Here is a 13,099-nt window from a genome sequence, read left to right on the forward strand (position 1 = left end):
TCGCACTTAGCAAAATTGTGTATTAGTTAGAAGCCATTTAATGTTGTTCTGAATTGATGTTTTTATAACTTCCCAAGTTTGTTGATATAAAGTAATGTTTTCATTTATCCTCCTTTTGTTCATATCAAGCCAGGCCAATACAGCAAGGCAAATATGATTTCTTTGAGCTCGACCCGTGCGTGCCTGACAGCATTCAATACCACAAGTTTGTTTCAATTCTCGATGATAAACTTCTATAGACCAACGCGCCTTAACAATTTTCTCTATTTGCTCACGTGTAGGATTCTCTAAATTAGTTGTTATGTAATCAATGCGACCATTTTTTGCCACAAACTTAAATACCGTAACCCAACCGTATCCACGTAGGTGAATTTTTAGCCCTTCATCGGGAATCTCTAAAGTTTCCAAGCTAACATTACGATTAACTTTTCTATTTTTTCTTAGGTTGGTAACCCATATCCAACCTAAATTACGTATATGTTTTAAATTATCCAAACCACTATACCAAGCATCCATAACTATAGCATCAGGCTTGATACCTCTTTCTTTAGCTAAAGTAAGCATATCACGAAAATGCTCGTTCTTTGTTTTACCATCAGTTTCTTTATCATATATTCTATAATCTACAGGAGTAGATTGATCAATTTGAGTATTGTAATGCAGTAAGTTTACCATTCCTATACCAGGTATAACATCATGTACAGCCCCAGAATATTGATAATTTACAAGCTCGATCCTCTTACTGTATTGCTTTGACAATAAGGTGTCATCTCCCACTAATAAACAAGGATCTTCCAGATCAATATATTTTGACACTTTGCTATAGATTTCGCTAGGGCGAAAATCCTTACTCTTTAACCATCGACTTGCACTATCGTGCGATAGATCTAATGGACTTACTTCAGATAATGCTTTGCTAGTATATCTTACACTACTTGCTTGTAAGAATGATTTATATAAATCTTTGCTACATTTTGATCTTGTCATTTTTATCTAAAACTATTTTTCTCTAGATTAGCATATTATTTGCTAAGTGCGAAACTCCTGGTAATTAAAAATATAGGTAACAGAAATGCAAATAGAGAAGAATAAAAAAATAAATGAAGCAATAGATTTGCTGATAGAAGGCGGAGTAGATTTAAAAACAGTACTAAGTCAGAATGGAATGATGCTCCTCGCAGCAGAGCTACGAGGTATCTAAAAAAGTTTTAGTTGTTTTCTTATGATATCACGAAGCAGAGCTTCGGGGAATTAAACCCTGAGAGATTAATAAATCAGTATATGTAGCTTTAGGAATAGATTTATCTGGCAGAAAGGATATTTTAGGCTTATGGATAAGTGAGAATGAAGGAGCTAAATTTTGGCTTGGTAATTTTACTGAAATGAAGAATCGAGGAGTAAAAGATATCTTAATTGCTTGTAGTGATAATCTAACTGGTATGTCTGATGCTATTGCATCAGTATATCCGAAAACTGAACATCAAATTTGTATTGTCCATCAGATCAGGAATAGCCTCAAATATGTATCATATAAAGATAGAAAGCAATTAGCAGCGGATTTGAAACTAATCTATACTTCTGCTACTGAAAAAGAAGCAGAATTAGCTCTTGAGTCATTTGATCAAAAATGGAGTAAGCAATATCCGCATATAGCTAAATCTTGGTATAATAATTGGGATAATTTGATAATTTTCTTGCAATATCCAAAGGAGATTCGTAAGATTATTTACACTACAAATGCGATAGAATCGCTGAATAGCCAATTGAGAAAAGTTACTAAGAATAAACGCATCTTTCCAAATGATGACGCAGTATTTAAGGTTTTATATCTGACAATTGATTATATTACCAAAAAATGGTCTATGCCTATCCCCAATTGGAATGAAGCTATGGCTCATTTTATGATCAAATTTGATGGTAGAATTTAATGGTTCACGAAATTTACACAATTGATGAGACAGAGCCAAACTCTATCCCATTACAAATGATCAGGATTTGAAGTGTTTTTGGCGGATAGACTAAAAAAGCTCGTGGAAATATGGTAAATGTTATGGCCAATAACCTAATCAACTCCCCTGAATTACTTAAAGAATTTTCATATCTAGATTATAAATATAGCTCTAAAGATTCATCAAATAGTGATTTAGTATTTGTGAAATAGAGATCTTGTCCATCATTGCGAGCGAATGAAATGAGCGTGGCAATCTCATGCAATAGTACTAAGAACCCTAAAATTGCTTCGTCGAAACTTTCAGTTTCTTCTCGCAATGACGGAAAAACTTATCCACGCAGGCAATGCCACCACGAGGTGACAGAGATGAAAAGTTAAATAGAGCAAGCGTTGCTACTATAATCATCATCCTCACGGATAAATTTTTGCTTTACCTTAGAGTTATTATTATAAGGTTTATTATTTTTAACTGGTGCTACAGGTTCATAGTTTGAAACTGGAGGCACATAATTTTGATTTGTTGTTGCATTTGGGCAAGTATATTTTGATATATCACGCTTAGTTTCTCTTAGCATTGCCTTTATCTGGTCTAGCTCTTCTTGCATTTTTCTTTCTTTATCGGTATTATCCTTTCTAACTTTTTTATTAGCTTTACTTAAAGTCATATCATCATCGTCTGAAGATTCACCTGATTCAGCTTTATATTTTTCCATATCTCGTCTAATCATTTTAAGATATATCTCACGATTTCTTTTGACGGGATCAATTTGCTCCCCTCTTAAAGGATTATCATAATCATCATCGTCATCCTCTGGATCGTCAAGATTATCTTCAACTATATTCTTTTTAGCTAAACTAATATATTTATTATTATATAAAGGTTTTCTTTTACCACCTTTAAACCCTTTACTATCAACTAACCTATTATTTGCGGATTTTTGGAAGTAACCTCTAAAGCTATCAGTACAACCCGATAGTACAAAAACACCTAAAAATAATATTATAATTTTTTTCAACATATATTATTCCAAAACTTCAATTAGATTTATTTATATAACTTGACAAATTATCTTTAAAAACAAGCCATATGAAAAAGTCTATTATGATTAATGCCACATAATAATCAAACTTGCAAGAATAAAGAGCTTATATTGTTTAAATTAGCTCTTCTATTAGGTTACTTAGCAACTTATGCCCCTCTTTTCTTCTTTTTAATAGATTTTTCGAGGTATTTTCTAATATCTTCGGATTACTTATTAGCTCGAATATTTTCTCAGCTAATTTTTCGCTTGATATATCATCTTGCTTCATACACCAACCACATTTTTCATCCTCTAATAATTTTGCATTATGATATTGGTGATTATTGGCAGCACTTGGCAGTGGAATAAAAATTGCTGGCAACCCTATATAAGTTAGCTCTTCTATAGTAGATGCTCCTGCTCTTGAAATTACTAAATCAGTATTTTTATACTGATTTGCCATATTATCAAAAAATTCAGCTAATTCGTAATTAATATTTAAATTTGAGTATATATTTTTTATTTTTACTTGATCGTCAAGTGCTGCTTGCTGAGTTATATGCAGTTTAAGATTTGGCTGCTTTTGCATTAAAGCTTTGATGCTTTCAGGTATTAACTCTGAAAATAATTTAGCTCCTTGACTGCCGCCAAAGATAAAAATTTTAAAGGTACGGTCTTTGTCATTCCGTCGCTTGACCACCGAATCCAAGCCTCTAATATTCTTTCTAACTATCCCGCCAGTAACTACTGTTCTATTCTTTACAACTACAGGCAAGTTTTTAGTATTTTTATAAGAAATTACTATTTTCTTAGCAAAATTTGCAAAAAATTTATTAACCTTTCCAAGATAAGAATTCTGCTCATGAATTACAATCGGCACTTTTAGAAAAATTGCTGCAAACATTGAAGCAACAACCGGATAACCACCAAATCCTACTACAGCCGAGGGAGAAAGGCTAAATAACAATTTAATAGCTTTAAAAATAGCAAGCGATAATAACGGCAAGAATAATAAAATATTTTTTGGTCGTTTTAAATCTATAACATGAAAAATTAATCCTGCATCATGATTTATATACTTCTCACACCTTAAATCAGTAATAAAATGAACTTCATATTTTCTTTTTATTAACTCCTCCCCTAAAGCAACTGCTGGAAAAAAATGACCGCCTGTTCCACCTGCCACTAAAACTATTTTTTTCATATTTCTATTTTATTTATCTTGTACGAATCAAGCGGCGTTCGGTATTTAGTAAAGCCAAGAAGCATACCGGTAGCTATAGCGATTGCAAGCGTTGAAGAGCCACCATAGCTAATAAAAGGCAACGTCATACCCTTAGTAGGCAATAAATGCAAAGTCACACCCATATTAATTATTGCCTGAAGCCCTAATTGGGCAATAATACCGCTAGCAGCAAATTGGACAAATTTATCCTGCTCATTTAATAGCTTAGCAAGACTTCTAAGCACTATAAACGCAAATATACCTATAACAATAAGGCAAATAATAGCCCCAAATTCTTCTCCAGCAACGGCAAAAATAAAATCAGTATGTGAATCAGGTAATACCTGCTTTACTGCCCCCTCACCTGGTCCTTTACCATATAAACCACCATGCTCAAAAGCTTTCAGAGACTTGCTAACTTGATAATTCTCACTACTATCAGGATCTAAGAATGAGTTAATCCTTTGCGTAACGTGCGGTAACCAAAAATATGCAATAGTTACTCCTATCATTCCTAAAAAATCCGCTAGAACAATCCAAAATATCGGCATACCAGCAATAAAAAGCTGAATACCAAAAACTGCCGTAATCATAACAAGCATTCCAAAATCCGGTTGAATGATTAAGAGAATAGCAACAATAAAATACAGTATAGAGCAAACTGTAAAGCTTGGGAAATCATCATTAAATTTTAACGATAATATCCAGCCCGTAACGACAGCAAAAAATGGCTTAATAAACTCTGACGGCTGAATAGATAAGCCAGCAATATTAATCCACCTAGTTGCTCCTTTCACTTCGTAACCAAAGAATTTAACAGCGATCAATAAAATTACACTAGCTATAAAACCCAATATGGCAAAACGCTTTAACAATTTCTTATTAAAGCATGAAAATAACAATATAAGAACTGAGGCAGCTGTTAAATAAAATACTTGTCTAGATGCAAAATAATTTTCTTCAAGCCCTATTCTACTTGCTACTGCTGAACCTGAAGTAGTCACAAGCATCAAGCTAAAAGCAAATAAAATAACTAAAGAAATAACTATTTGGCGATCGGTACTACGCCACCATAATTTTATAAAATTATTTGATATTTCGTTATTCATATTGTAGTTATGTAATTTCTATTTATGCTGTTGCATCGATCAGTTTTACTGAAATTTTGACAAAAATTCTAATTTTTCTGACTAAAGTAAAAATTTATATTTAAAGTTAAATATTTAGTGCTTTTATCAGCTTAAAAGCGATATTTCTACAATTGAAAGTAAATTATTTGATATATAATACAAATTATAGATTGATACACTCGCCACTTTTTTTAATAAAAATTTTTTGTCAAAACTTCAGGTTTTAACATCATTACTAGAAAATTACGGAGTAATCCAGTTAAATAATAAAACGTCATTGCCAAGAACATAGCGATTCAGCAATCTTATAAGACATTTTCATAAGATTATCGAGACCTATCCTCGCAATGACGATTAGGTATCCGCATAAAACAATGCTTTTGTAGAACAATTTAGTTATTGTGCATAGGAATTATTGTAGTGCCTGTCAATTCAGCATAATAGTTTTCAGAGTCATGATTTGTAGAAGTTAAGATTTGATCTTACAGACACTATAAATTTTGCCCCTGATTGTCAGTTAAATTTTGACTGTCAGATACATATTCAAGATACAAGATTTCATTATTCTTTTCAACAGCTAATTTCTTACTATCCTTAAAAGTTTGCATAGGAGTTTTTCCATAACAATATTTACCAGAATGAGGTCTTTCATTATTGAAATACTCTAGCCAGATATCAAGATCTAATTGTAGGTCATCAAGAGCTGTATAAATCTTTTTCCGCATAGCTGTATCAAAGAATTCTTGTTTCATGGTTTTATTAAAACGCTCACACATACCGTTTGTTTGAGGAGAATATGCTTTAGTAGTAGTATGCTCTATACCTTCGATACTTAGAAATAATTCAAAAGCATGATGCTCTATATTCCCCTTATATTCTGACCCACGATCTGTCAGAATACGAAGTATTGGTATCCCTTGAGTCTCATACCATGGTAACACTCGGTCATTAAGCATATCAGCAGCAGTTAAAGCTGTTTTATCAGTATATAGTTTAACATCAGCTACTCTGCTGTAGCTATCAATAAATACCTGAGAATAAACCTTACCTATACCCTTAAAGTTGCCTACATAATATGTATCTTGGCATCCTAGATACCCTGGATGCTGTGTCTCAATTTCTCCATGAGCTTCTTTTTCATTACGACGCTTCTCTAGCACTTGTAATTGTGCCTCAGTAAGCACAATACCATCTTGAGCCATTTTTGCTTCTAATGCTTTAAGTCTTTTACTGATGTTGTTTAAATCATTACGTAACCAAATTGATCTTACTCCCCCAGGTGATACAAGTACACCTGTCTTTTTAAGCTCATTTGATACTCTTAGCTGACCATATGCTGGATATTCTATTGCCATATCTAGTACTGCTTTCTCTACAGCAGGATCAACTCTATTCGCTATTATTGGCTTTCTTCGACTAATTTCATACAACGCTTCTTCGCCACCAGTTTCATACAGTTCTTTAAATCTGTAATAACTATCTCTACTATATCCCATCGCTTTACATGCTGATGATATACTACCAAGGCTCTTAGCTAATTCAAGTAAACCTAATTTTGGTTTTATTATTTTTTGATTTAAGTTCATTCTTTATCTCCATTTAATAATTAATTTATTTTACTAAATGTAAGATATAATCTCAACTATTACACATGATTTTGTTTATAACATCCTTGCACACTACGATCTTGAGTATATTTGTTATAATCACCTTCAATATAATCACGAGCATATTGTACTACCGATTGTACTACTGGAGCTACTAAATCCAATACATATTTTACTGCCGTATTATAAAATGTTGCAAAAATACCGTTATCATTTTCATCAACATTTACTTTTTTTTCTACATGCGTACTAGAAGAGAAAGGCTTTTGGAAAGTCTTTTCTATACTTTCTAGACTCATGTTTAAGAATGTGTCTACTATTGCTTCATCATTTTTTATTTTCCCTTTTATTGATTTATCATTTTTTGTATTACTACTCTCAATCGTAAAAAATGCTGAATACATCCTAACATAAAAAACCTCTTTTTTAATTTTTAAATAGTTCTTTTAAGATCACAAGCTAATGATGCTCCTCGCAGCAGAGCTACGAGGTATCTAAAAAAGTTTTAGTTGTTTCTTATGATATCACGAAGCAGAGCTTCGGGGAATTAATAAGGCATTTTTGTCATAGGCACAAATAAGAGTATTATACAATCTAACAAACAATTCACCACGTTCTTCAAAATTTTTAAACTGATCGTATGAACTGCAACAAGGTGCAAGTAAAATATTCTTTTCTTTCTCGTTATCCTTGCAAGCATCTTTATAAGCAAGTTCAAAAGCCCGTTTAAGATCATCACATATAACAAAATCTATTATATCTTTAGCAGTATTTGCAAACATTTCTTTAGCTTGCCCATAAAAATAAGCTTTTTTGATTTTACTAAAATAAGGTTTTATTTCCTCAATACCACCCTCTTTAGCAATACCGCCCGCAAGCCAATAAATATTATCAAGAGCTTTAATTGATTGCACGGCAGCTATAGCATTCGTTGCTTTACTATCATTATAGAAATTTATACCATCTATATTGCCTAGATATTGCATCCTATGCGGCAGTCCTTGAAAACTACTTATAGATTCGATAATTTTTACAGGCTCAAGACCTATTATTCTAGCAACTGCATAGCTTGCTGCAATATTCTCGCGGTTATGAATTCCTTGCAGACTCTTATTAGATATTAGTTTAAAACTAATATGCTCAAAGAAATTATCGGTAATTATATCATGAACTATTGATATACCTTTTTCAAGAATTTTAGTCACTGAAAAAGGGATTAATTTAATATGATGTTTTTGCTGTAGATTTGTAAAAATTTCATGGCAATAATCATTATCAATATTAATTATCCCGTAACTATCTTTATCCATTCGATCAAAAATTTTAGATTTTGCTGTAATATAACCTTCCATATTTTCATGCCTATCTAAATGATCAGAAGTAATATTAAGAAGCACTGCTATTTTAGCAGCAAAAGTTTTCACTAAATCTAGCTGAAAGGAAGATAACTCAAGCACATATCCATCCTTACTTGCTTTAGCTTGCAAAACTGGAACGCCGATATTACCAGCTACCGGATAATCTAAACCATTATCACTTAAGATATGACTAATTAAAGCGGTGGTAGTACTTTTGCCGTTTGTACCGGTCACAGCTAGGAGGTTTAAATCTTTAGATTTTTCGAAAAATAAATCTATGTCGGAAGTGATCGGGATATTAAAATTTTTTGCGATTTTGACTATCTCGTGTGTTAGAGGAATCCCAGGACTTAATACAATTTTATCTAAATTTTGCCATTTTATATCAGATATAGGAATAATATAATTTTTACTGAATAATTCCTCAAACTTATTCCTATTTACTTCTAGATCATCATATACAATTATATTGCATTTGCTTTGCAGCTCTTCATAAACCGAAATACCGGTTTTACCAAGCCCAACAACACCTATATTTTGTATTTTATGAATAGTCATGAGTTAATTTTGCAGCTTGAATGTATTTTAATGAAGAAACGGTAGACGAAGTTTTATTTGGAAAAGAACAAGGAGGCTGTAAGCCGAGGACCAACGCGTATACTTAATACGTGAGGACCGGAGGACTTACAAGACGACGTAGCCAATTTTTCAAATAAAACGAGTATACCTATTTAATGTCCTGCATCAATGCTTGCTCACCCTCATTAAGGTTGACCTGATCATTAACATTATTATAAACTGCTTGATTGTGAGTTGGAACAGGTAAATAATAATGAGGCGGTACTTCTAAAGCCTTACTACGCTGAACTTGATACTCATTAGGACCAGCTGTTGATATCCCTACAGTTTCTTTTAATTTTTTATTACATGCAGAAGTAATTAATAAAACAGTAAATAATAAAAAAACTTTTCTCACTTTAATACCTTATAGATTATTTAGATTATATTTTATCGTTATCGCCTTGTGGAGCATTACGAATCTTTTCAGCCATAGCCTCAATTTGGGCTTTATCATAATTCTCTTTAGCTTTTTCTTCAATATTTTTTTTAGCACTATAATAATCTTCTACTAAGATAATTACTCCAAGTGTAATAAAACAGTCAGCTAGATTAAATACTGGAAAGCTATAATCTTGATAATGGAAATGTATAAAATCAAAAACTGCTCCTCGAAAGGATCTATCAATTAAATTACCGATAGCACCACCAAGTACAAAGCTATAACCAGCAAAACCTCCTATGGTTTTAGAACTCATCATTAAATAATATAAATAACAAACAATAATCGTATTTGTTATTAAAAACACAATATTACTATATTGGTAATAATCACGCATTAAACCAAAGCTAATGCCATAATTCCAAGTATAAACCATATTTAAAAAATAAGTGACCTTTAAGGTCAAGCCAGGCTTCCATCTTAGATTATTGATAAACCACCATTTAGTCAATTGATCAATAATCACTAATGTTATTATAATACGGCTACTACGAGCAAATGTTAGATATAGTTTTTTAAATGATAGAATCATAATTATTTAGGGATTTTTATAAGGGAACAAAGGAGGGCATCATTGCGAGGAGATGCATAGCATCGACGTGGCAATCTCATGAAATAGAATATAACTCCTGAAATTGCTTCGTCGCTATGCTCCTCGCAATGACAACTACCACGAAATGACACACGCCTAACACATTACACCGAAACTTCAGCTACTTTATTAGCCTGCAAATCTTTATCAAGCTTAACATTCAAGGTTTTAACTTCTTTCTTAAACTGCTTGAATTTTTCTAATTTTTTTCCGCTTAATTCTACACCTGGTGTTGTTTTAACGGACATAGGATTAACATGTTTACCATCAATTTTAACTTCATAATGTAAATGCGGTCCCGTAGCTCTACCAGTACTTCCGACATATGCTATGATATCACCTTGTTTTACTAGGCTTCCTACTTTTAAGCCTTTAGCAAAATTTGATGCGTGAGCATAGGCAGTAGATAATGTACCGCTATGTTTTATCTGGATAAATTTCCCATAACCTGATTTCCAACCTATTTCAGTAATAACACCATTACCCGCCGAATATATAGGTGTTCCAGTCGGTGCTGCAAAATCAACCCCTTTATGCATTTTGGTATAACCAAGTACAGGGTGCTTCCTAATACCATATTGTGAAGAAACTTTTATAACTTTTAAAGGAGTTCTAAGCAAACTTCTTTTTACACTTTTACCATCTTCAGAAAAAAATGCATGATTATTTACATTATTATCATGTGAATAACGATAAATATTATATTCTTTTCCTGAAAGATTTAACGAGACATATAAAATCTTACCGTGATGAGAAAATTTACCATCTTCCGTTACGTATTTTTCTGTTATAACAGTCGCAGTATCACCAATTTTTATTTGACGCTGAAAATCAATTTGATAAGCATAAGCATTAATCAGCTCTATTATATTATTGTTTGACAAACCAAGCTTCTTAAGAGCAGACATAAAGTTTGACTCAATATTTACCGATGACTTAGCCACTGTTTTTGTTAAAGGCACGATAATTTCTGTAATTTTAAAATTATCATTCTCTCTTATTATTTCAATAGTCTTAAGTTTATCTATAGCTAAAATAATCTTATTAAGAAATACTGTTTCAGAAGTTAAATCCTCATCATCATTTTCGGTAATTTTTGTTTCATATTCAAAAGTAATTTGCTGCCCTATTTTAAGCGATGGCAATAATTTATTTTCTTTTATTAAGCTTAATATTTTTTCTATATCATTTCTTGGGATATTTTGACCACTCAGAATAGAATTTATAGTATCACCTTTCTTAACTGTTACTTCTTTAAATGAAATTGCTTCTTGAATTTCTTCAGCTTCAGGATGTACTAATGTTATAGATAAGGTATCATTTACATAGTCATTAACCGCAAATGATACAAACATCACTAATGCTATAAATAGTAATAGGGAAACAGAGCTAAGAACTTTTTTGAATCGTGCACTAAGATAAGGCACTAATAATACATCATCAAAATCGTAAGATAGCGTGTCGTTTTTCATTATTACTTAGAAGTTATCTTGGTTTCGTTATTATTAATATGAACTATATAAATACAAATTACAATAAAAAATTATAAAATAATTTAGTTTTAAATCGTTTTATTTAAACTGAAGTTTTGACAAAAAATTTTTATTAATAGCATATAAAATTTATTTTATTTATCGATTTTTGCTTTAATTAAAATACATATCCATTTATATTAATATAAAAATAACTTGTATTATGTACTTTATGAAGAATGTTATTACTTTAATTGGCTTAGTTTTATTTAGTAGCTTTTGCTTTGCTTCTGAGCCTTGGCCTTGGCAAATGGGATTTCAGCCACCTGCAAGCCCGATTATGGAAGAGTTGCATAAATTCCACGATTTCTTACTTTATATCTCTACTGCTATAGTTTTGTTTGTTGCAGGATTATTAGTTTTTGTATGTATTAAATTTAACGCAAGAAATAATCCAGTACCGGCAAAATTTTCGCATAATATTTTGATAGAAATAATTTGGACTGTAATACCTATAATAATTTTAGTGATTATTGCCGTGCCATCTTTTAGAATATTGCGTCATGCCGAGAAAATACCGGAAGCGGATTTAACTATTAAGGTAGTAGGCTACCAATGGTATTGGCATTATATATATCCTGATCATAATGATATAGAATTTGATAGTGTTATGATCTCAGATGAAAATCTAAAACCTGACCAAAAAAGATTATTAGATGTTGATAATAGAATAGTAATACCCGAGAATGCTACAGTTAGATTTTTAATTACAGCCGGTGACGTAATACATAGCTTTGCTGTTCCGTCTCTTGGTTTTAAAATAGATGCCGTACCAGGAAGAGTAAATGAAACATGGACAAGAGTCGCTAAAAAAGGTGTATATTACGGGCAGTGTTCCGAGCTTTGCGGCATTAATCACGGCTTCATGCCGATTGCTATAGAGGTAGTAAGCAAAGAGGATTTTGATAATTGGATTGCGAGTAAGAATAAAGTCGCCACAAATGGTGAGAATTCAAAATTGGCAGCTAAATGATGCTCCTCGCAGCAGAGCTACGAGGTATCTAAAAAAGTTTTAGTTGTTTCTTATGATATCACGAAGCAGAGCTTCGGGGAATTAAACCCTGAGAGATTAATACTGGAATTTACCGGATTTAGATCTGGTGAATATGTGAGTAAATACAAAAACTATGGTAAAAACCTTTTCGCGTTAGCTATATGATATCACGAAGCAGAGCTTCGGGGAATTAAACCCTGAGAGATTAATTATGTTTTTATCCTGATGTCATACCGTAGCTTGTCCGGCTTTGTTGTATGGATCGAAAAACACCTTATTATGTCATTCCCGCGTAGGCGGGAATCCAGAGTAAAGCGAGATAAATCGAGCTTTTAGCTTTAAAAATTTATCGTTTTTAAAACTTTTAGTTACTGGATTCCCGCCTACGCGGGAATGACATCAAAGCCATGCAACAAAGCCAAAATGACAAATAATTACATTTAAAAATTTTATGGAAATTCACACTCAAAAAATTGTTGATACAAAAATATCTAAATTGAATAAGCTATTAAATGATATAACTGATTCTAACAAGCATCAAGAAATACTAAATAGTGATGATGCCCTAGGTAATGAATCATGGTAACTAACTTAAAAAATAAATATAAAAATTAACACAAACAGAATA

At 32.0% G+C, this 13,099-nt stretch carries 12 protein-coding genes and 2 pseudogenes; 4 read left to right on the top strand and 10 right to left on the bottom strand.

Annotation, left to right across the window (positions count from 1 at the left end):
- Positions 1–6 precede the first annotated feature (6 nt).
- Positions 7–987 carry an IS701 family transposase gene (locus tag AAHI98_RS13005; RefSeq protein WP_342224689.1) on the bottom strand — a complete coding sequence of 327 codons (981 nt, stop codon included), beginning with the start codon at positions 985–987 and terminating at the stop codon, positions 7–9.
- An 85-nt stretch (positions 988–1,072) separates the two neighbouring features.
- On the opposite strand from AAHI98_RS13005, the gene AAHI98_RS13010 reads away from it, so the two are divergent.
- From AAHI98_RS13010 to AAHI98_RS13020, 3 genes and pseudogenes are all read left to right on the top strand, one after another.
- Positions 1,073–1,201, top strand: a complete 129-nt coding sequence (locus tag AAHI98_RS13010) for a hypothetical protein (protein ID WP_342224793.1) — start codon at positions 1,073–1,075, stop codon at positions 1,199–1,201.
- A 67-nt stretch (positions 1,202–1,268) separates the two neighbouring features.
- A pseudogene (locus AAHI98_RS13015) lies at positions 1,269–1,928 on the top strand (IS256 family transposase); the annotation flags it as partial.
- 92 nt (positions 1,929–2,020) lie between these two features.
- Positions 2,021–2,161: pseudogene (locus tag AAHI98_RS13020) on the top strand (YaaA family protein); the annotation flags it as partial.
- 164 nt (positions 2,162–2,325) lie between these two features.
- Here the strand turns inward: AAHI98_RS13020 and AAHI98_RS13025 are convergent.
- The 9 genes from AAHI98_RS13025 to AAHI98_RS13065 form a co-directional block, all read right to left on the bottom strand.
- Positions 2,326–2,970 carry a hypothetical protein gene (locus AAHI98_RS13025; RefSeq protein ID WP_342226046.1) on the bottom strand — a complete coding sequence of 215 codons (645 nt, stop codon included), beginning with the start codon at positions 2,968–2,970 and terminating at the stop codon, positions 2,326–2,328.
- A 136-nt stretch (positions 2,971–3,106) separates the two neighbouring features.
- A complete protein-coding gene (gene murG / locus AAHI98_RS13030; protein WP_342226047.1) occupies positions 3,107–4,177 on the bottom strand; it encodes an undecaprenyldiphospho-muramoylpentapeptide beta-N-acetylglucosaminyltransferase in 1,071 nt (356 codons plus the stop codon).
- Complete coding sequence (gene ftsW / locus AAHI98_RS13035) at positions 4,174–5,307, bottom strand: putative lipid II flippase FtsW (protein WP_342226048.1); 1,134 nt, start codon at positions 5,305–5,307, stop codon at positions 4,174–4,176. Before ftsW ends, murG begins: the two co-directional genes overlap by 4 nt.
- Positions 5,308–5,819: 512 nt before the next feature.
- Positions 5,820–6,914, bottom strand: a complete 1,095-nt coding sequence (locus AAHI98_RS13040) for an IS481 family transposase (protein ID WP_342224693.1) — start codon at positions 6,912–6,914, stop codon at positions 5,820–5,822.
- A gap of 59 nt (positions 6,915–6,973) precedes the next feature.
- Entirely contained in the window at positions 6,974–7,339 is a 366-nt protein-coding gene (locus tag AAHI98_RS13045; protein ID WP_342226049.1) for a hypothetical protein, read from the bottom strand.
- Positions 7,340–7,459: 120 nt separating this feature from the next.
- Complete coding sequence (gene murD / locus AAHI98_RS13050; protein WP_342226050.1) at positions 7,460–8,851, bottom strand: UDP-N-acetylmuramoyl-L-alanine--D-glutamate ligase; 1,392 nt, start codon at positions 8,849–8,851, stop codon at positions 7,460–7,462.
- A 169-nt stretch (positions 8,852–9,020) separates the two neighbouring features.
- Entirely contained in the window at positions 9,021–9,269 is a 249-nt protein-coding gene (locus AAHI98_RS13055; RefSeq protein WP_342226051.1) for a DUF3035 domain-containing protein, read from the bottom strand.
- Positions 9,270–9,294: 25 nt separating this feature from the next.
- Positions 9,295–9,885 carry a signal peptidase II gene (gene lspA / locus AAHI98_RS13060; RefSeq protein ID WP_342226052.1) on the bottom strand — a complete coding sequence of 197 codons (591 nt, stop codon included), beginning with the start codon at positions 9,883–9,885 and terminating at the stop codon, positions 9,295–9,297.
- Positions 9,886–10,049: 164 nt separating this feature from the next.
- A complete protein-coding gene (locus AAHI98_RS13065) occupies positions 10,050–11,417 on the bottom strand; it encodes a M23 family metallopeptidase (protein ID WP_342226053.1) in 1,368 nt (455 codons plus the stop codon).
- 223 nt (positions 11,418–11,640) lie between these two features.
- Between AAHI98_RS13065 and coxB the strand changes: the two genes are divergently transcribed.
- Positions 11,641–12,450, top strand: a complete 810-nt coding sequence (gene coxB, locus AAHI98_RS13070; protein ID WP_342226054.1) for a cytochrome c oxidase subunit II — start codon at positions 11,641–11,643, stop codon at positions 12,448–12,450.
- Positions 12,451–13,099 lie beyond the last annotated feature (649 nt).

The organism is Rickettsia endosymbiont of Urophora cardui, assembly GCF_964030725.1.
Lineage (GTDB): Bacteria > Pseudomonadota > Alphaproteobacteria > Rickettsiales > Rickettsiaceae > Rickettsia.

Coding starts and splice junctions, on each gene's coding strand:
- AAHI98_RS13025 (WP_342226046.1), bottom strand. CDS start 2,970: ATGTTGAAAAAAATTATAATATTATTTTTAGGTGTTTTTGTACTATCG.
- ftsW (WP_342226048.1), bottom strand. CDS start 5,307: ATGAATAACGAAATATCAAATAATTTTATAAAATTATGGTGGCGTAGT.
- AAHI98_RS13045 (WP_342226049.1), bottom strand. CDS start 7,339: ATGTATTCAGCATTTTTTACGATTGAGAGTAGTAATACAAAAAATGAT.
- AAHI98_RS13010 (WP_342224793.1), top strand. CDS start 1,073: ATGCAAATAGAGAAGAATAAAAAAATAAATGAAGCAATAGATTTGCTG.
- AAHI98_RS13065 (WP_342226053.1), bottom strand. CDS start 11,417: ATGAAAAACGACACGCTATCTTACGATTTTGATGATGTATTATTAGTG.
- AAHI98_RS13040 (WP_342224693.1), bottom strand. CDS start 6,914: ATGAACTTAAATCAAAAAATAATAAAACCAAAATTAGGTTTACTTGAA.
- murG (WP_342226047.1), bottom strand. CDS start 4,177: ATGAAAAAAATAGTTTTAGTGGCAGGTGGAACAGGCGGTCATTTTTTT.
- coxB (WP_342226054.1), top strand. CDS start 11,641: ATGTACTTTATGAAGAATGTTATTACTTTAATTGGCTTAGTTTTATTT.
- murD (WP_342226050.1), bottom strand. CDS start 8,851: ATGACTATTCATAAAATACAAAATATAGGTGTTGTTGGGCTTGGTAAA.
- lspA (WP_342226052.1), bottom strand. CDS start 9,885: ATGATTCTATCATTTAAAAAACTATATCTAACATTTGCTCGTAGTAGC.
- AAHI98_RS13005 (WP_342224689.1), bottom strand. CDS start 987: ATGACAAGATCAAAATGTAGCAAAGATTTATATAAATCATTCTTACAA.